At 47.9% G+C, this 15,970-nt stretch carries 14 protein-coding genes; 2 read left to right on the top strand and 12 right to left on the bottom strand.

Annotation, left to right across the window (positions count from 1 at the left end):
- Position 1 precedes the first annotated feature (1 nt).
- Positions 2-853 carry a response regulator gene (locus B5G11_RS05330; protein WP_087168120.1) on the top strand — a complete coding sequence of 284 codons (852 nt, stop codon included), beginning with the start codon at positions 2-4 and terminating at the stop codon, positions 851-853.
- A gap of 68 nt (positions 854-921) precedes the next feature.
- Here B5G11_RS05330 and B5G11_RS05325 read toward each other — a convergent pair whose 3' ends face one another.
- The 4 genes from B5G11_RS05325 to B5G11_RS05310 all read right to left on the bottom strand — a co-directional run bounded on the left by B5G11_RS05325 (position 922) and on the right by B5G11_RS05310 (position 5,599).
- On the bottom strand, positions 922-1,959 hold the full coding sequence (locus B5G11_RS05325) for a PTS sugar transporter subunit IIC (protein ID WP_242958947.1): 1,038 nt from the start codon (positions 1,957-1,959) through the stop codon (positions 922-924).
- Positions 1,960-2,141: 182 nt separating this feature from the next.
- Positions 2,142-3,884, bottom strand: a complete 1,743-nt coding sequence (locus B5G11_RS05320; RefSeq protein ID WP_087252439.1) for a S8 family peptidase — start codon at positions 3,882-3,884, stop codon at positions 2,142-2,144.
- 19 nt (positions 3,885-3,903) lie between these two features.
- A complete protein-coding gene (rbr, locus tag B5G11_RS05315; RefSeq protein WP_087252438.1) occupies positions 3,904-4,515 on the bottom strand; it encodes a rubrerythrin in 612 nt (203 codons plus the stop codon).
- A gap of 67 nt (positions 4,516-4,582) precedes the next feature.
- A complete protein-coding gene (locus B5G11_RS05310) occupies positions 4,583-5,599 on the bottom strand; it encodes a glycosyltransferase family 2 protein (RefSeq protein WP_087252437.1) in 1,017 nt (338 codons plus the stop codon).
- Positions 5,600-5,742: 143 nt separating this feature from the next.
- On the opposite strand from B5G11_RS05310, the gene B5G11_RS05305 reads away from it, so the two are divergent.
- The gene (locus B5G11_RS05305) at positions 5,743-6,963 is read left to right on the top strand and encodes a 6-phosphofructokinase (RefSeq protein WP_087252436.1); all 1,221 of its coding nucleotides are present in this window, start codon (positions 5,743-5,745) and stop codon (positions 6,961-6,963) included.
- A 253-nt stretch (positions 6,964-7,216) separates the two neighbouring features.
- Here the strand turns inward: B5G11_RS05305 and B5G11_RS05295 are convergent, their stop codons facing one another.
- The 8 genes from B5G11_RS05295 to aspS all read right to left on the bottom strand — a co-directional run bounded on the left by B5G11_RS05295 (position 7,217) and on the right by aspS (position 15,961).
- Entirely contained in the window at positions 7,217-8,077 is an 861-nt protein-coding gene (locus B5G11_RS05295) for a sugar nucleotide-binding protein (protein ID WP_087252434.1), read from the bottom strand.
- An 18-nt stretch (positions 8,078-8,095) separates the two neighbouring features.
- Positions 8,096-9,331: a 6-phosphofructokinase gene (locus B5G11_RS05290; RefSeq protein WP_087168131.1), complete on the bottom strand. Its 1,236-nt coding sequence runs from the start codon at positions 9,329-9,331 to the stop codon at positions 8,096-8,098.
- 92 nt (positions 9,332-9,423) lie between these two features.
- Positions 9,424-9,978, bottom strand: coding sequence for an ANTAR domain-containing protein (locus B5G11_RS05285; protein WP_087168132.1), 555 nt, complete (start codon positions 9,976-9,978; stop codon positions 9,424-9,426).
- 21 nt (positions 9,979-9,999) lie between these two features.
- Positions 10,000-11,289, bottom strand: a complete 1,290-nt coding sequence (locus tag B5G11_RS05280) for a glutamine synthetase family protein (RefSeq protein ID WP_087252433.1) — start codon at positions 11,287-11,289, stop codon at positions 10,000-10,002.
- A 106-nt stretch (positions 11,290-11,395) separates the two neighbouring features.
- Positions 11,396-12,829 carry an Asp-tRNA(Asn)/Glu-tRNA(Gln) amidotransferase subunit GatB gene (gatB, locus tag B5G11_RS05275; protein WP_087252432.1) on the bottom strand — a complete coding sequence of 478 codons (1,434 nt, stop codon included), beginning with the start codon at positions 12,827-12,829 and terminating at the stop codon, positions 11,396-11,398.
- 2 nt (positions 12,830-12,831) lie between these two features.
- Complete coding sequence (gatA, locus tag B5G11_RS05270; protein ID WP_087168135.1) at positions 12,832-14,316, bottom strand: Asp-tRNA(Asn)/Glu-tRNA(Gln) amidotransferase subunit GatA; 1,485 nt, start codon at positions 14,314-14,316, stop codon at positions 12,832-12,834.
- 12 nt (positions 14,317-14,328) lie between these two features.
- On the bottom strand, positions 14,329-14,619 hold the full coding sequence (gatC, locus tag B5G11_RS05265) for an Asp-tRNA(Asn)/Glu-tRNA(Gln) amidotransferase subunit GatC (protein ID WP_087252431.1): 291 nt from the start codon (positions 14,617-14,619) through the stop codon (positions 14,329-14,331).
- A gap of 13 nt (positions 14,620-14,632) precedes the next feature.
- The gene (gene aspS / locus B5G11_RS05260) at positions 14,633-15,961 is read right to left on the bottom strand and encodes an aspartate--tRNA(Asn) ligase (protein WP_087252510.1); all 1,329 of its coding nucleotides are present in this window, start codon (positions 15,959-15,961) and stop codon (positions 14,633-14,635) included.
- Positions 15,962-15,970 lie beyond the last annotated feature (9 nt).

The following is a 15,970-nucleotide window of genomic DNA, read 5'->3' as shown; positions in this document are numbered from 1 at the left end:
AATGAACTTTTATTTTGTAGATGATGATAAGAATGTACGAAACATACTGAAAATTCTTGTGACTGACAGACAGCTCGGCAAATGCTGCGGTTCATCCGGCAACGGCTACGACGCTCTGGAAGATGTGGAAGCCCTTCATCCTGACATCATCCTTGTCGACCTTCTCATGCCGGATATGGACGGAATCAGTTTTGTGGAAAAAGTAAGAGATATCTCTCCTGATTCTGTCTGCATCATGATTTCCCAGGTCGCTTCCAAGGATCTCATAGCCAAAGCCTATGAGGCAGGCGTGGAATTTTTCATCCAGAAACCAATCAACGCCATCGAGGTCGAGGCTGTAATCCGTAATGTCATCAAAAGCCTTTCCATGCACCGCAAAATCGGAAAGGTTCAGACTCTCTTTGAGGCGGAATTTTCCACCCGGGGAAAAACGTCAGACTCCTCTTCACAGTCTGAAAGTTTTCAGGGCAGACTTACCGGTGTTCTTCAGAAACTGGGCATCATCGGCGAGCTGGGCAGCAAGGATATCATTTCATTGATCACCTTTCTGCACGATCAGGATGAGACTCTCGAGCAGCAGACTCTTGGCAGTCTTCTCTCGCGTTTCAGCGAAAATCCGAAATCTGTAGAGCAGCGAATCCGCCGGGCCGCCTCAACCGGACTGGTCAATCTTGCCCATCTGGGTCTGGAAGATTATTCGAACGATGTGTTTAACGAGTTTTCCAACACGCTTTATAATTTTGAACAGGTCAGACGTGAAATGGATTATATCCGCGGAAAATCCGACCGGCACGGCAATGTAAAAATCCGCAACTTTCTCAATGCACTGCTTTGTTACTGCGAGAACGTGTAACCGTGTATCGATGATCAATCAAAAAGGATCCCGGGCTCAAAATGCCCCAGGGATCCTTTTTATCTGCTTTATTCTGCTGCCGGTTCGATAGTCAGATTCTGCCTTGCTTCTGCTTTTTTCTCATAACTCTTCTTGAAAACCTGGCTTCCTACATATCCTGCCAAAGATCCGCCAACCGCTGCGAAGATTACTGCCAGCACGACTTTGACCGGATCATTAAACGCGAACGGTGCCAGAAGGCCCGGAATCGGGGATGCGGTACCCGGCGCGTTATTGATAATATGGAATACTGCTGCGGATACACCTGCAAGTCCTCCTCCGAAGAAGTTGGAACAATAAATCGGAATCGGATTTGCCGTAATGATCGGTGCCTGCGTCAGAGGTTCCATCATAACCGCAATGATATTACTCTTATCACCAAGCTTCAGACGTTTGAATACAATACCGTTTGTGAATGATCCGCCCACACATGCGATTGCCGCGATACCCATCGCAAGTCCGTCCAGTCCGATCATGGCTGTCAGTGCCATGGAACTGAGCGGTGATGTACAGATCATCTTCATGATTCCTCCAAGGAGGAATCCCATAACAAGCGGAGACTGCTCTGCCGCCGCCGTAATAGTACCACCGATTCTTGCAAGCGTCATATTAACAAGCGGGTCTGCCGCTGTAGCTACGAGCAGGGAGATCGGTGCTACGATCAGTGCTCCTGCTATGACATCGACACCTTCCGGAAGATATTTTTCAATCAACTGAGAAAGCAGCCCTACTACATAGCCCGCGATAAATCCCGGAAGGATACCGAACTGTCCCAGAACGACACCGGCTGCAATTGCCAGTACCGGATTGGTCCCCATGCTGAGCGGTACCGCAATCGCTGCTGCCACACCGCCGAATCCGCCTGCATTTTCCCCAACTGATTTGAAAAAGGAGATACCAAAGAGATCCCCTGAAATGTACTTATGAATGGCCTCCACAAGGAACGTTGCTACTGCTGCATTTGCCATACCGCTCATGGCCAAAGACCCTTTCGGCATTTTCATGCTGAAGAGAGAGAAGATTGCCAGTGTAAGCAAAAGCATCCCAACTCCTGATAAGATTGTCATCATAATGTTTTCCTCCTTTACATGCCGTCTTATAGATGTTTTTCCTCTTTTTTTATCTGTCATAAATATAACCTATAAGTTTCAAAATCCTACAGCAGGTATCAAAATGGATAATATTTTTTTCTTATCAAGGAGTTTTTTGTCTACTATATATAAAATATTTGTTAAAAAACTGTCTATAATCACGAAACTCTTGTTTCCGGGATGCTGTCCCTGATACATAAGGCTCCATATCCAAGCTGATTATTCGGCCACGAATCATATCCCGGAAGTTCTCTGGCTCCTCTTCTCAGAAACGCCTTTGCCTTCTCCCCATATAAAAACAGATCATTTTTTTCTGTAATTCCCCACTCCATCAAAAGTGCGGCTCCGCCTGATGCAAACGGAGCCGCAAAGGATGTTCCGGTAAAAGATGCATACCCTTCCTCTCCCTGTACAGAAACGACATTGACTCCCGGTGCGGCAAGATCCGGTTTCTGATTATTCTGATTTTTTCGGCCCCGTCCTGAAAAATCAGCGTAGGACATGGTGTCCGCATCATATGCTGCCACTGTCAGTACTCTGGATGCTGTCGAAGGGATCGTGAGCGTAAGCTCTTCGGTCGGGTAAAAAAAGGCCGTCCCTTCATTCAGCGTGTAGCTGACAGGAAGCCACATTTCAAACCGCCCTGTGACAATCTGCTCCGGCACGAGAATAATATTCCATTCTCCACTGTTTACATAATCAGCCACCGGCAGGAATTCCAGAAAAATCTCGTTCAGACCACTGTAGGGGCTCGGCTCCCCGTAATACAGCAGAATCTCCGTTTTTCCGGTCAGAAAACGCTGGGTACCCATCACTTCCCGAATCGGACCGACTCGTTCTCCTGACGGCGTCTTAATCGTCACGCCGATCACATCCGTGTAATCCGTCCAGATCTGAAGACTGAATGCTCCCTGACGTTCCTGTACTCCAAGCGGTACACTTGTTTCTTCTCCTTCTCTTACAAATCCGGATGTATGTCCGGCCTCTGCCCCTTCATTTCCTGTTCCCACACTGATTAAAGTCCTGCCGATCTGCGCAGCCGCATCCAGAAAACGCTCCGGCAGTGATGTTCCGTTATGAGCGCCATATGTATTCCCAAAGCTGATGTTGACCGATACCGGCATTTGAAGCATTTCCGCCTTTTGTACAATATAGTCTACTGCCTGCATCAGCTCCGCTGTCCGCGGAAATCCCACACCTCCCGGATTCCCCAGTTTGACAATGATTAATTCCGCGTCGGGAGCCGTTCCCCGGTAACGTCCGCCGCTGTTTCTTCCATTTCCTGCGGCCACACCGGCAACGGCAGTCCCGTGACCGGAGATATCAACACTTGGCACCTTCTGCAGACGCATCGTCCTGTTCGGCTGCTGCAGAGCCTCATTGATCTGCTCTGCCGAGAATTCCGAACCGATCCGGTACCCTTCCGGCGGTGTCCCTTCCACGGTCTGATCCCAGAGGAAACGGATTCTCGTCGCGCCATCTTCCTGTCTGAAGTCTGCATTTGCATATTCGATCCCGGAATCAATCACTCCGATCAAAACCCCTTTTCCTGTCAGACGAAAACGGGGTGTCTGCACCGCATCGATGCAGGACACCCTTCTTCCGTCTGCCACTTCAAAGAAAAGTCTTTTTGGTTTTTCAATATAGATTACTTCTTCCAGCGAAGCAAGCTTCTCAATATTTTCCTCCCGTATCCGCACAATAGCAAAATTTTTCAAAAGCGGCGTCACCGACTCCGCAGTCTCCGACACACGTTCCAGCGTACCAGAATACAGAATAATGACGTCCCACGTGTTTGTCATTTCATTATATCCCACCTGAAGATTTACAGATCGAAGCCGTTCTGTCCCGGTCGCGTCCAGTGCAAGATTTAAAAGATTTTCTATTTTCTGGCTGGTCATTCTTTCCCCTTTCCTCGTATTACCTGCATGCTGAAAATCCAAGATACGGAGCCATGCATGCCGGAATAAAATATCCCCGTTCATGTCTGCACACCGGACAGACCGGAGGGACTTTTTCTCCTTTAAAAATATGGCCGCAGTTCAGACACATCCATTCTCCCTGTCCCGAAGACTCATAATAAGTCTCCTTCTTTAACATTTCTGCAATCTTTGCAAAACGCTCCCCGTGAATTTTTTCCACTTCCGCAATCTGTGAGAATGCATATGCTACTTCCGGGAAGCCTTCCTCCTCCGCTGTCTTTGCAAAGGCCGGATACACCTCCTGATGTTCCTCCTGCTCATTATGCGCTGCCATCATCAGAAGTTCAACCAGACTTTCCGACTGATCCACCGGATATCCTCCTTCGATCCGGATGTTCTCTCCCGCTTCCGTCTTCAGAAGCTCATAAAACCGGGCCGCATGCGCTCTCTCCTGATCCGCCGTAAAAAGAAAGATCTCCTTGAGCGCGAAAAAACCTTTCCGGCACGCTTCCTCTGCCGCAATTGTATACCGGTTTCTCGCCTGGCTTTCTCCGGCAAATGCTTTCATCAGATTTTCTTTTGTTCTGCTCTGTGAAAATTCAACAGCCATGTTACTTACTGCTCCTTTCCATTCTTTTAAAGAGTAGTATGCACCATGGCCGTCTTTTTATTCGTATTTAATTAAATCCGATGATTCTTCTCATCACAGAGTATCCCATGGACGAGATCTTTCTTCCTGATCTTCCCGGAAGATTCATGGTCTGTCCTAAAATTCCATATCGAATTTTGAAATAGGTTTTATAATCTTTCCTTTTCAGATAGGTCCACAGTTCCTTTTTCTTTTTCAGATTTTCCTCTTTCTTGGACCGGATACAGATAATGGACGAAACAGTCATCATGATCGCCAGATATTTGATCATATAGCTCCGAAGCTTTTTATTCGAGATCATCTTCATCTGGTACATATCAATCATGGACTGGTTGACATACAACTGCTGATCAATCCTCTTGATCATGTTTTTCTCATTGACAGACTGATCATCCCGCCCGATATAATAGCGATACAGATTCACATCCAGATAGTAAATCGTTCTGACATGCGGCAGCGGATAATAGACATAAATATTGTCCACATAAAACGTATGCTTCGGAAGATGCAGCTGACAAAGCTTCAAAAGTTCTGTCCTGTAAATAACCGAATGCATCAGAATATACTGATCTATCCGGAAATGCCCGAGATCACTCCATCCGAACACCTGATCCTGAGGAAGGCAGTTCCTGTAATGAATCACTTTCTTGTGGGAGGCTCCGACTTTCTCATATACATAATTGGAAATCAGCATGTCCACTTCTTCGCCGTTCTCCTCGAATCTCCGCAACGTCTCCATGATCTTCAGAAGCGCTTCTTCATCCAGCCAGTCATCGCTGTCCACTACCTTAAAATACTTTCCCTGGGCATGCAGAAGACCGCTGTTGACCGCTTCTCCATGTCCGCCGTTCTCCTGACTGACCACTCGTACGATATCCGGGTATTCCCGCTCGTACCGTCTCGCGATCTCCTCGGTTCCGTCTTTGGATCCGTCATTGACAATGATGACCTCGATGTCCTTTCCTCCCTTGAGGACAGACTCTATCGCGCGCTCCATGTAGTCCTGTGAGTTATAGCATGGTATTGCAAATGTTATATACTTCATGTTCTTCCCCCGTTCCTGCTTTTTTGCAGTTACTGCTTACAGTATAATCTTTTTTTACTGATTTTCCAAGGAAAATTTGCTTCTCTTCCATTTTTTCGTTATACTAAATTACAAAATGAGAAAAAAACTGGAGGATATGAAATATGAAACATAACATACTGGTAGGACAGTCCGGAGGGCCGACCGCTGTTATCAACGGAAGTCTCTACGGCGTCGTTAAGAGAGGGTTGGAGACACCGCAGATTGACAATATTTACGGAATGGTCAATGGAATTGAGGGATTTTTAAATGGAAACATGATGGATATGCGTACTCTGGAAGAAAACGGCACGCTTCCTCTTTTGAAGACAACACCGGGTGCCTATCTTGGCTCCTGCCGTTACAAGCTTCCGGAAGATCTCTTCGATCCGGTTTATCCGCAGCTGTTTGCAAAATTTGCGGAATATGAGATTCAGTCCGTCTTCTATATCGGCGGAAATGATTCCATGGATACGGTCAGCAAGCTCTCACGCTATGCAGCCAAAAATGAAAGCAGCATCCGCTTTATCGGTATTCCGAAAACCATCGACAATGATCTCGTCATGACAGACCATACACCAGGCTTTGGAAGCGCTGCAAAATATGTGGCATCCACAGTCCGTGAAATCGCTGTCGATGCATCAGTATATGACAACAAGCCTTCCGTTACGATCGTAGAGATTATGGGACGACATGCGGGATGGCTGACTGCCGCTTCTGCTCTTGCAAGAAAGTTTGAAGGAGACAATCCGGTACTGATTTACCTGCCGGAAACTGCATTTGACAAAGACCGTTTCCTTTCCCAGGTACAGGATGCCCTGAAGAAGACTACGAACCTTGTCGTTTGTATTTCCGAAGGAATTCACGATGCCGAAGGCACCTTTATCTGTGAATACGCAAGCGAAGTCGGCACCGATACCTTTGGTCACAAAATGTTGACAGGTTCCGGAAAATATCTGGAAAACCTTGTAAAAGATACACTTGGTATTAAAGTACGCTCTGTGGAACTCAATGTCTCCCAGCGCTGCTCTTCTTCCTGCCTGTCTGGCACTGATCTGGAAGAAGCAGTCTGTGCAGGTTCTTATGGAGTTGACTGTGCCATGGATGGGAAAACCGGCGTTATGATCACCTTTGAGAGACAGGCTGGGGATTCCTACGAGATGGTTCCAGGGACTGCTGATGTCAATCAGATCTGCAATGAAGAGAAAGTTGTTCCTTCCGACTGGATCACTGCAGATGGATCCGATGTTACAGAATCGTTCCTGAACTATGTCCGTCCGCTGATTCAGGGACAGGTGGAAGTGCCTCAGAAAGACGGCCTGCCACATTTCATCTATAGAAAATAAGAGAAAGTGTACAATCTGCACAACATCCGTCTTTACGTTCATATTTTGTTCATTTTTTGTTTTTTAAATGTTGATTTGTAGAACACTTTTTTTTCACGAATAACAGGTATACTAAAATCATCAAAAAGAAAACAAAACAGAACTGATAAAGACGCTGTCAAGTAAATACTTTTTGAATAAACTTTTTCATAATAAATGCCGGGGATCAGCCGATGATCACCCGGCATCCTCCCTTTTACGGGGGATTTTCTTTTTATGCAGGATCGTGTTTCCACCGCGTTCCTGCCTTTTTCAATGCTTCTTCTGTCGTAAGGAACCGGACTCCCAGTTTTTTCACTTTTTCGATATTCATCCGCAGATTTCTTGGATGATCCCGGAAGGCTTCCTCATTCTTTTCCAGATTTTCTGATCCCGCTCCGGCACTTTCCAGAAACTCTTTCACCACTTCATACGTACTCCTGTCGTTTTCACTTCCGAAGTTGTAGATTCCTGCCGGTGCATGAAACATGATTTCCAGATTTTCAACTACTTCCCATACATCCGTGATACTCCGGAGATCGTAGACCGGATACCTGATCCGGTCTCCTGATTCCCTGGCCTTGCAGACCGTCGAAATCAGATTCCCATGCTCTTGTCCCTCCCGGAAGTCGACAGCAAACATCCAGCTTAAGCGCAGTGCCACCGTGTCCGGCTGGGCTTTAAGCGCAAGCTCTTCCGCCCGGATCTTCTGCCTGCCGTACACAGTCGGTGGAGCGATCCTCTCTTCTTCTCTGTGGGGCTCTCTTTCTCCATTTCCCACATAAACCTGATCGGAGCTGCAGAAAATCAGCCGCGCCCCGATCTCCCGGCAGATCTTTGCCAGAATTCTGACTCCGTCCACATTGACTTTTTCCGACCGTTCCGAATCCTGTTCACATGCGCCCACATCAGAGACCGCTGCTGTATGGATCAAAATATCAGGGCGGTCCTTTTTCAGGACCGCCTCTGCCTCTTCCGGATCCGTAAAGTCCATGTCCGTATGACGGTATCCCGTCATATCAAATTTATCCTGATAGAAGCGGAGAATTCTGCTTCCGAGAAATCCGTCCGCTCCTGTTACACCGATCTTCACCATTGATCCCTTCTTCAAATATTAATGATGTGGTTTATACAGATGTCTTGGAATACCATCCACCATAACCGGAGATACATCTCCCTGAATCAGCGGTTTAACATATGCAACAAACTCATCTGTTACATAAGTACCGTCTTCATTGACCCATTCTCTCGGCACAAGTTTTTCGTCATTTGCAATCTTGTGCACATCTTTTACTTCTGTGCTGCACTGATACGGATCATCGGAAATTCTCTTGAGCACAACCATCTTTCCGTTATCTCCCTCATCCGCCGCCTTTACTGCAGCACCGCCTACCTGAGACGCTTCCAGAATATCTACTCTGGACGCGCAGTGAGACGCGGATCTCTGCAGCGTACTCAATTCGATGGCGCGGGTCTTGCATCCGATCTCATTTGCTACATACTGTGCAAGATAAGCTGCTGTTCCAGTGAGCTGCTTATGTCCAAACGCATCTACAAAATCTACATTTGCTCCAAGTTCACAGACATATCTTCCATCTTCCAGATGGATTCCTTCGGAAACCGCTACAACAACAGAAGTTTTCTTTTTCAGCAGATCTTTGATTCTTTCCATGAAATTGTCAAGATCAAATGTCAGCTCCGGAAGATAAATCAGATCCGGTCCCGAACAGTCCTCTCCTTTCGCAAGAGCCGCCGCTCCGGTAAGCCATCCGGCATTTCTTCCCATGATCTCAACGATCGTGACAAGTCCCTTGCTGTACTCCAGACAGAAGCTGTCACGGATAATCTCTTTTACAGATGTTCCAATATATTTTGCCGCGCTTCCGTATCCCGGTGTGTGATCCGTCAGAGCAAGGTCATTGTCAATTGTTTTCGGGCATCCGATAAATCTTGTCGGATATCCCATCACAATCGCGTAGTCGGAAAGCTTTTTGATCGTATCCATGGAGTCATTTCCTCCGATATAGATAAATGCTTCAATATCCAGCTTGTCCAGAATTTCAAAGATCTTTTCATATACTTCTCTGTTTTCATGAATTTCCGGAAGTTTGTACCGGCAGGATCCCAGATATGCAGCCGGAGTTCTCTTTAAAAGCTCCGCATCAAGATCGTTTGTGATATGTTCTGACAGGTCAATGTATTTCTCCTCCATCAGCCCCTGAATTCCATGAAGCATTCCATACACTTTGTTTGCCCCTCTGTCCTTTGCCGTACGGTAAACACCAGCCAGACTTGAATTGATCGCCGCTGTCGGACCTCCTGACTGTCCAACAATTACATTTCCTTTCATATTACTACCTCCGTATTTGTCATAATGCCAATACGTTTATTTTAGTACATTTGTATATAATTGTCTATGTTTTTTCCGTTTTTTCGTCATTTTTAAATCTCATTATAGATCAGTGTCAGTATCATCTGCGCTGTCTCTACCATATTTCTTCCGGTATCCATACTGCTTTTCTGAATGTAGCGGAATGCTTCCTCCTCCGTCATATGGTTCCGTTCCATCAGGACGTACTTGGCATTCCGGATATAGTTTTCCTCCTTTTCCGTCCGTTTTGGCTTCTTATCTTTCCGCTTTACTACCTGCCGGTCCAGATTCTGGAGCATCATGTTGACCGTATCGATAAATTCATATGCTTTCACCGGCATAGTCACGGCCACCAGCCCCGGCTGCCTTCTGTGACTGACATTCTGTGTCGTATCCAGCAGAAGCAGATCAAAATACCGTGGCAGGCAGTCCAGCAAATCGGTATAATCCATATCCGGAAGCTTCGTCCCGCTGATCACAATTCCGTGGGAAAGACGCCCGATTTCCTGAAGCGCCGCTGCCGCCGTTGATACGACAATGGTATCTCCGAAACCATGGCGCAGAAGTATTTCTTTGATTTTTCTCGCGGTTTCCTGCCGCGGAAGTGCGATGATAATACTTCCCATTTTCTTTCCCCCTGCTGTCTGTTAAAATCTGTGTAAATACTCTTTCAGCTCCCAGTCAGTGACTTCCTGTGTATAGAGTTCCCATTCTTTTGTCTTTTCCTTTAAATAGGTTCTGACGTAGTTCTCTCCGCAGACATTTCTTAAAAATTCATCTTTTTCCAGCGCGGTCAAAGATTCCTTCAAGGTACCCGGAAGAGCCCCTGCCTTTTCATCCGCTTTCAGTGGAATCATCTTTTCCTGAATCCCGTTCAGGCCGGACGCGACAACCATCGCAATCAGAAGATACGGATTTGCCGCTCCGTCCGGCAGCGTCCACTCAATGTGCGTGTCTCCTTCTTTCCCTTTCACTACCCGGATCGGGGCACGGTAATCATTGAGGGACCAGAACAACTCGGTCGGGGCATGAAATCCCGGTTTCAGTCTCTTATATGAATTGACAATCGGATTGGCGATTGCAGCCATTCCATTCATATGTGACAGAAGTCCGGCAATAAAAGAGTAGGCTTCCTGACTCAATCCGTTCTCCGCCTGAGGATCCGCAAACATGTTTTTTCCGTCCCGGAATCCGGAAATATTTAAAGACAATGCGGAGCCCGGAAGGTCTGTCCTCGGCTTTGGCATAAATGTCGCGTGCAGGCCGTGTCTCTGGGCAATCGTTCGTACCGTGGAGCGGAATGTCACAATCTGATCCGCCACCTTCACGCCCTGTGCCTGCTTAAAATCCACCTCGTGCTGTGCCGGGGCATCCTCATGATGGGAAGACTCGATCTCAAATCCCATCTCCTCCAGCGTCAGAATCATGTCTCGTCTCGCATTTTCTCCCTGATCAAGAGGCGCCACATCCAGATAGCCCGCCTTCTCTCTCGTCCGTGTTGTAGGGTTCCCTTCTTCATCCGTCTCGAAAAGGAAAAATTCACACTCCGGGTCCAGATCAAAACTGTACCCCTGCTGCTTTGCCTTTTTCAGTACACGTCTGAGAATATATCTTGGACTCTCCGCAATATCATTCCCTTCCTGATCCATCAGATCACAGAGGAATCTTGCCACCTTTCCCTGCTGCGGCCTCCACGGCAGGATCGTAAATGTATCAATGTCCGGTTTCAGATAAACTCTGTCATATCCAAGCTCTTTCATCCCGGCAATGCTGTATCCGTCCACCATACATTTCCCCGCAAGCGCTTTCTCCATCTGGCCCGCCGTCACAGCAATATTCCGGATGGTCCCGAAAATGTCCACAAACTGCAGACGTATGAATTTTACATCTTCTTCTTCGATCATCTGAAGAATTTCCCAAGTTTCATATTTCGCCATATTGATTTCCTCCATCTTTCGACTGCCTCAATTCCCTGATGTTCTTATTATATTCCGCATCAGGACTTCAGGGCAAGAACTATGACAGATATTTTCCCTGAATTCTCTATCTGAGTTTCTCACGCAGAAGTTCCCGCGTAACTGCCGGATCCGCGTTTCCCTTCATCTTTTTCATGACCTGCCCGACAAAAAATCCGAATACCTTTTCTTTTCCTTCCCGGTACTGTGCCACAGAATCCGGATGCTCACGGATCACTTCCTCGATGATCTGCTCCAGCACGTTTGTGTCTGCCACAGTGGACAGATGATGTGCCTCAATGTAGGCGAGCGGCTCTTCATCGTGGTCAAAAATCTGTTCAAAAACTTCCTTTGCACCTTTGTGAGTGATCTTCTGCTCTTCTTCTACCAGGATCAACGCTGCCAGGTGGTCTGGAGAAAACTTCATCTCCTCCGGACTTTTTCCTGCTTCTTTCAGAAGCTTCATGGCGTCCTGAGTCATCCAGTTTGCAGCCTTCTTTGGCTGCGAACAGATTTTTGCCGTCTCTTCAAACAGATCTGCCATATTTCTGGACTCTGTCAAAATCCGGGCATCGTATTCCGAAAGAGAAAACTCCCGGATAAACCGTTTTTTCTTTTCTTCCCGCAGTTCCGGCTGTTCCTTTTTAAGCCGTCCGATCCATGCATCGTCAATCACGACCGGAGGAAGATCCGGATCCGGAAAATACCGGTAATCTTTAGCGTCCTCTTTGGAGCGCATCGGGAAGGAACATTCCTTATTGTCATCCCACCGCCTTGTTTCCTGAATCACTTCTTTTCCTTCTTCCAGAAGTTCAATCTGCCGTATGGTCTCCCCTTCAATTGCTCTCGCAATGGCCTTAAAGGAGTTCAGGTTCTTCATCTCTGTCCTGGTGCCGTAGCTTTCTGTCCCCGCTTCCCGAACGGACAGGTTAACATCCGCACGCATGGAGCCTTCTTCCAGCCGGCAGTCTGAAATTCCCAGATACTGAGCCATGATCCGGAGCTGTTCCAGATAGGCGATGACCTCCTGGGCATTTCGCATATCCGGTTCCGATACAATCTCAATCAGCGGCACGCCGCTTCGGTTATAGTCTACAAGGGAGCTGTCCGTCCATGGATCGTGGACCAGTTTTCCGGCATCTTCTTCCATGTGCATCTCATGAATCCGGATTCTTTTTTCTCCTTGTGCCGTATCAACCGACACATATCCGTCATAGCAGATTGGAAGATACAGCTGGGAAATCTGGTAATTCTGAGGATTGTCCGGATAAAAATAGTTTTTCCGGTCAAATTTGCAGAAAGTATGGATTTTACAGTTCATGGCAAGTCCCGCCTTCAATGCGTACTCCACGACCTTCCTGTTCAGAACCGGAAGGGATCCGGGCATTCCGGTGCACACCGGACAGGTATGGGTATTGGGCTCTCCGCCGAATGCGGTCGGACAGCCGCAGAAAATCTTTGTCCTTGTGGAAAGTTCAATATGCACTTCCAGACCAATCACGGTCTCATACTGTTTTCTCATCGTCAGATTTTCCCCCTTTTTGTTCCAGAATATGCCTTCGGAAATATGCCTCTCTCTTTTTCAAAAGCGGCTGCCGCACGGATAATCTTCTTCTCCTGCAGGCAGTCTCCAATCAGCTGGATTCCGATCGGAAGGCCCGCCTTTGACACCGTACACGGTACGGATATGGCCGGGAGGCCTGCCAGATTGACTGCCGCTGTGTAGAGATCTCCCAGATACATCTGAAGCGGATCCGAAAGGCTTTCTCCGATTTTCGGTGCAGTCTGAGGTGCTGCAGGGCCAAGCAGCACATCGTAAGCGGCAAATGCCCGGTCAAATGCCTCCTTGATGACGGCACGGGCTTTCAGTGCTTTCAGATAATATGCATCATAATAGCCCGAACTTAAAACAAAGGAGCCAAGAAAAATTCTCCGTTTCACTTCCGTTCCGAATCCTTCCGAACGGGTCATTTTGTACATCTCATGGAGCGAGTCCGCATGAGGACTCCGGTATCCATATTTGACACCGTCGAACCGGGCCAGATTGGAACTTGCCTCTGCCGAGGCAATAATATAATAAGAAGGAATGACATATTCTGTCATGCCAAGGGAGAACTCTTCCACTGATGCTCCCCGTTCTTTCAGGATCTCCATGGTCTTCTTCAAAGCATCCCGCACTTCCGGATCAATTCCTTCGTCCAGATATTCTTTCGGAATCCCAACCTTCATTCCGCGGATATCTCCCGCAAGATCCTCCTCAAAATCCAGCGTCTCCCTCTTCAAAGAAGTACTGTCTCTTCTGTCCTGCCCGGCCAGAAGGGAAAGCATCCGCGCACAGTCCGCCACATCTTTTCCAATAGGTCCGATCTGATCCAGCGAGGATGCATATGCGATCAGACCGTACCGGGAAACAGTCCCGTAGGTCGGTTTGATTCCCGTCACTCCACAAAAGGAACTTGGCTGGCGGATGGATCCTCCGGTATCCGATCCCAGGGCAATAAAACATTCATCCGCCGCCACTGCCGCACAGGAACCCCCGGAAGAGCCGCCCGGCACATGTCCGGTATTCCATGGATTTTTTGTCACCTTCCGCGCAGAAGTCTCCGTCGTGCTTCCCATGGCAAACTCATCCATGTTGGTCTTCCCGAGAATAATGATGCCTGCCTCTTTGAGTTTTTCTACCGCACAGGCATCATAGGGTGGGTAAAAACCGCTTAAAATCCTGGATGCACACGTTGTTTCCATACCTTTTGTGCAGATATTATCCTTGACCGCTGCCGGCACTCCGGCAAATGGCCCCTGATATTTTCCGGATCGGATACCCTGCTCCACTTCCTCTGCCCGGGCAAGCGCTCCTTCCCGGTCAATCTGCAGGAATGCTCCGATCTGCGGTTCCATCCTTTCTATCTGTAACAGGGAAGCTTCCACAGCCTCCGATGGGCGGATCTCCCCTTTTTGAATCTTTCGGGCAAGCTCCCCGGCCGTCCATGTCAGATATTCTTCTCCCATACCATTCCTCCTCTATACTGTCTTAGGCACCAGATACTGCCCCTCTTTTTTCTGCGGAGCATTCTCAAGCAGTGCTTCCCGCTGATCTTCCCGTTCCACAATATCCTCACGAAATACATTCTGTACCGGAAAGACATGGGACATGGGTTCCACCCCGTCCGTATCCAGCTCTTCCAGCTTTTCCATATAGGCAAGGATTTTTTTTAACTCTCCGGCTGTCTCCTGCTTTTCTTCTTCCGTGAGACTGATCTGGGAAAGGATTTCCAGATATTCCATAGTTTCATCCCAGCTGATTTTTTTCATTGCTATCTCCTTTCTACGGCTCCAGCCGTTTCAAATCTCTCGGAAACAGACAGGTCTCCCGGATATTCTCTTCCCCCAGAAGCTGCATGGTCAGCCGTTCCAGCCCGATTCCAAGCCCGCCGTGAGGCGGCATTCCATATAAAAAGGCAGAAAGATAATCTTCCAGTCCTTCTGTCGTCATCTTCTTTTCTCCGATTTTTGCGGTCAGCTTATCATAATCATGTATCCGCTGGCCTCCGGTTGTCACTTCCAGTCCCCGAAATAAAAGATCGAAGCTCAATGTCACCTTTGGGTCCGCCGGATCATCCATCGCATAGAACGGGCGTTTTCTGGAAGGATAATGGGTGACAAAGACAAAATCCGCGCCGTATGTCTCTTTAAAGTAACGGCCGATCAGTTCTTCCTCCTCCGGTTCCAGATCATACGGTGCCCGCATCGGTCTTTGGTAAACTTCCGCAACAAGCTGTTTCGCCTCATCGAACCGGACAGACGGGATCTCATCCGTCTTCGGAAGCCGGGCGCCAAGAAGATCCAGCCACGGCCGGTACTCCTGCTCCAGAAGGCGGGTCATATACTGCAAAAATCCGGTTTCCACTTCCATCACATCGGTGAAATCATCAATATAGCCCATCTCCAGATCCAGGCTGGTATATTCATTGAGATGTCGTTTTGTATTGTGTTTTTCTGCCCGGAAAACAGGTCCCGTTTCAAATACCCGGTCAAACACCCCCACCATCATCTGTTTGTACAGCTGGGGACTTTGCTCCAGTACCGCCTTTTTGTGAAAATAGTCAAGCCGGAAGAGGTTGGCTCCTCCCTCTGCTCCTTTTGCTCCGATTTTTGGCGTATGGATTTCCGTGAATCCGTTCTGAAAAAGATACTCCCGGAAAGCCCGGCAGATCCCCTCCTGAATCTTAAATTTTGCCCGCTCTCTGAGATTTCTGAGAGATAACGGCCGCACGGAGAGTTTCGCTTCCAGTGAAGTATTCAGTTTTTTTCTGGATACCGGAAGCGGGAAAGCCTTCTTCGACTCGGAAAGTTTTGTGACTTCTTCTGTCACAATTTCCAGTCCGCCGGGCGAACGTTCTTCTTTCCGAATGGTTCCTTCTGCTTTCAGGGTATCTCCTTCCCGGACCTCCCGGTACCCTTCCTTTGTTTTTCCTTCTTCACAGACAAGCTGCAGCAGGCCGTCCCGCCTCCGCAGAATGAGAAAGGTAATCTCTCCCATCCTTCTGACGGAATGGACCGCACCCTTTACTTTTACATGCGCTCCTTCTTCCATGGCCTTTAATGCCGCAGCCGCGCCGGCCGAATCCTTTGTCATACCAGTTATCTTTTCCATCCAATTCAC

The organism is Drancourtella sp. An57, assembly GCF_002161525.1.
Lineage (GTDB): Bacteria > Bacillota > Clostridia > Lachnospirales > Lachnospiraceae > Sellimonas > Sellimonas catena.
Note: the sequence above shows the minus strand (reverse complement) of the source record. Positions and strands in the feature narration are given on the sequence as shown.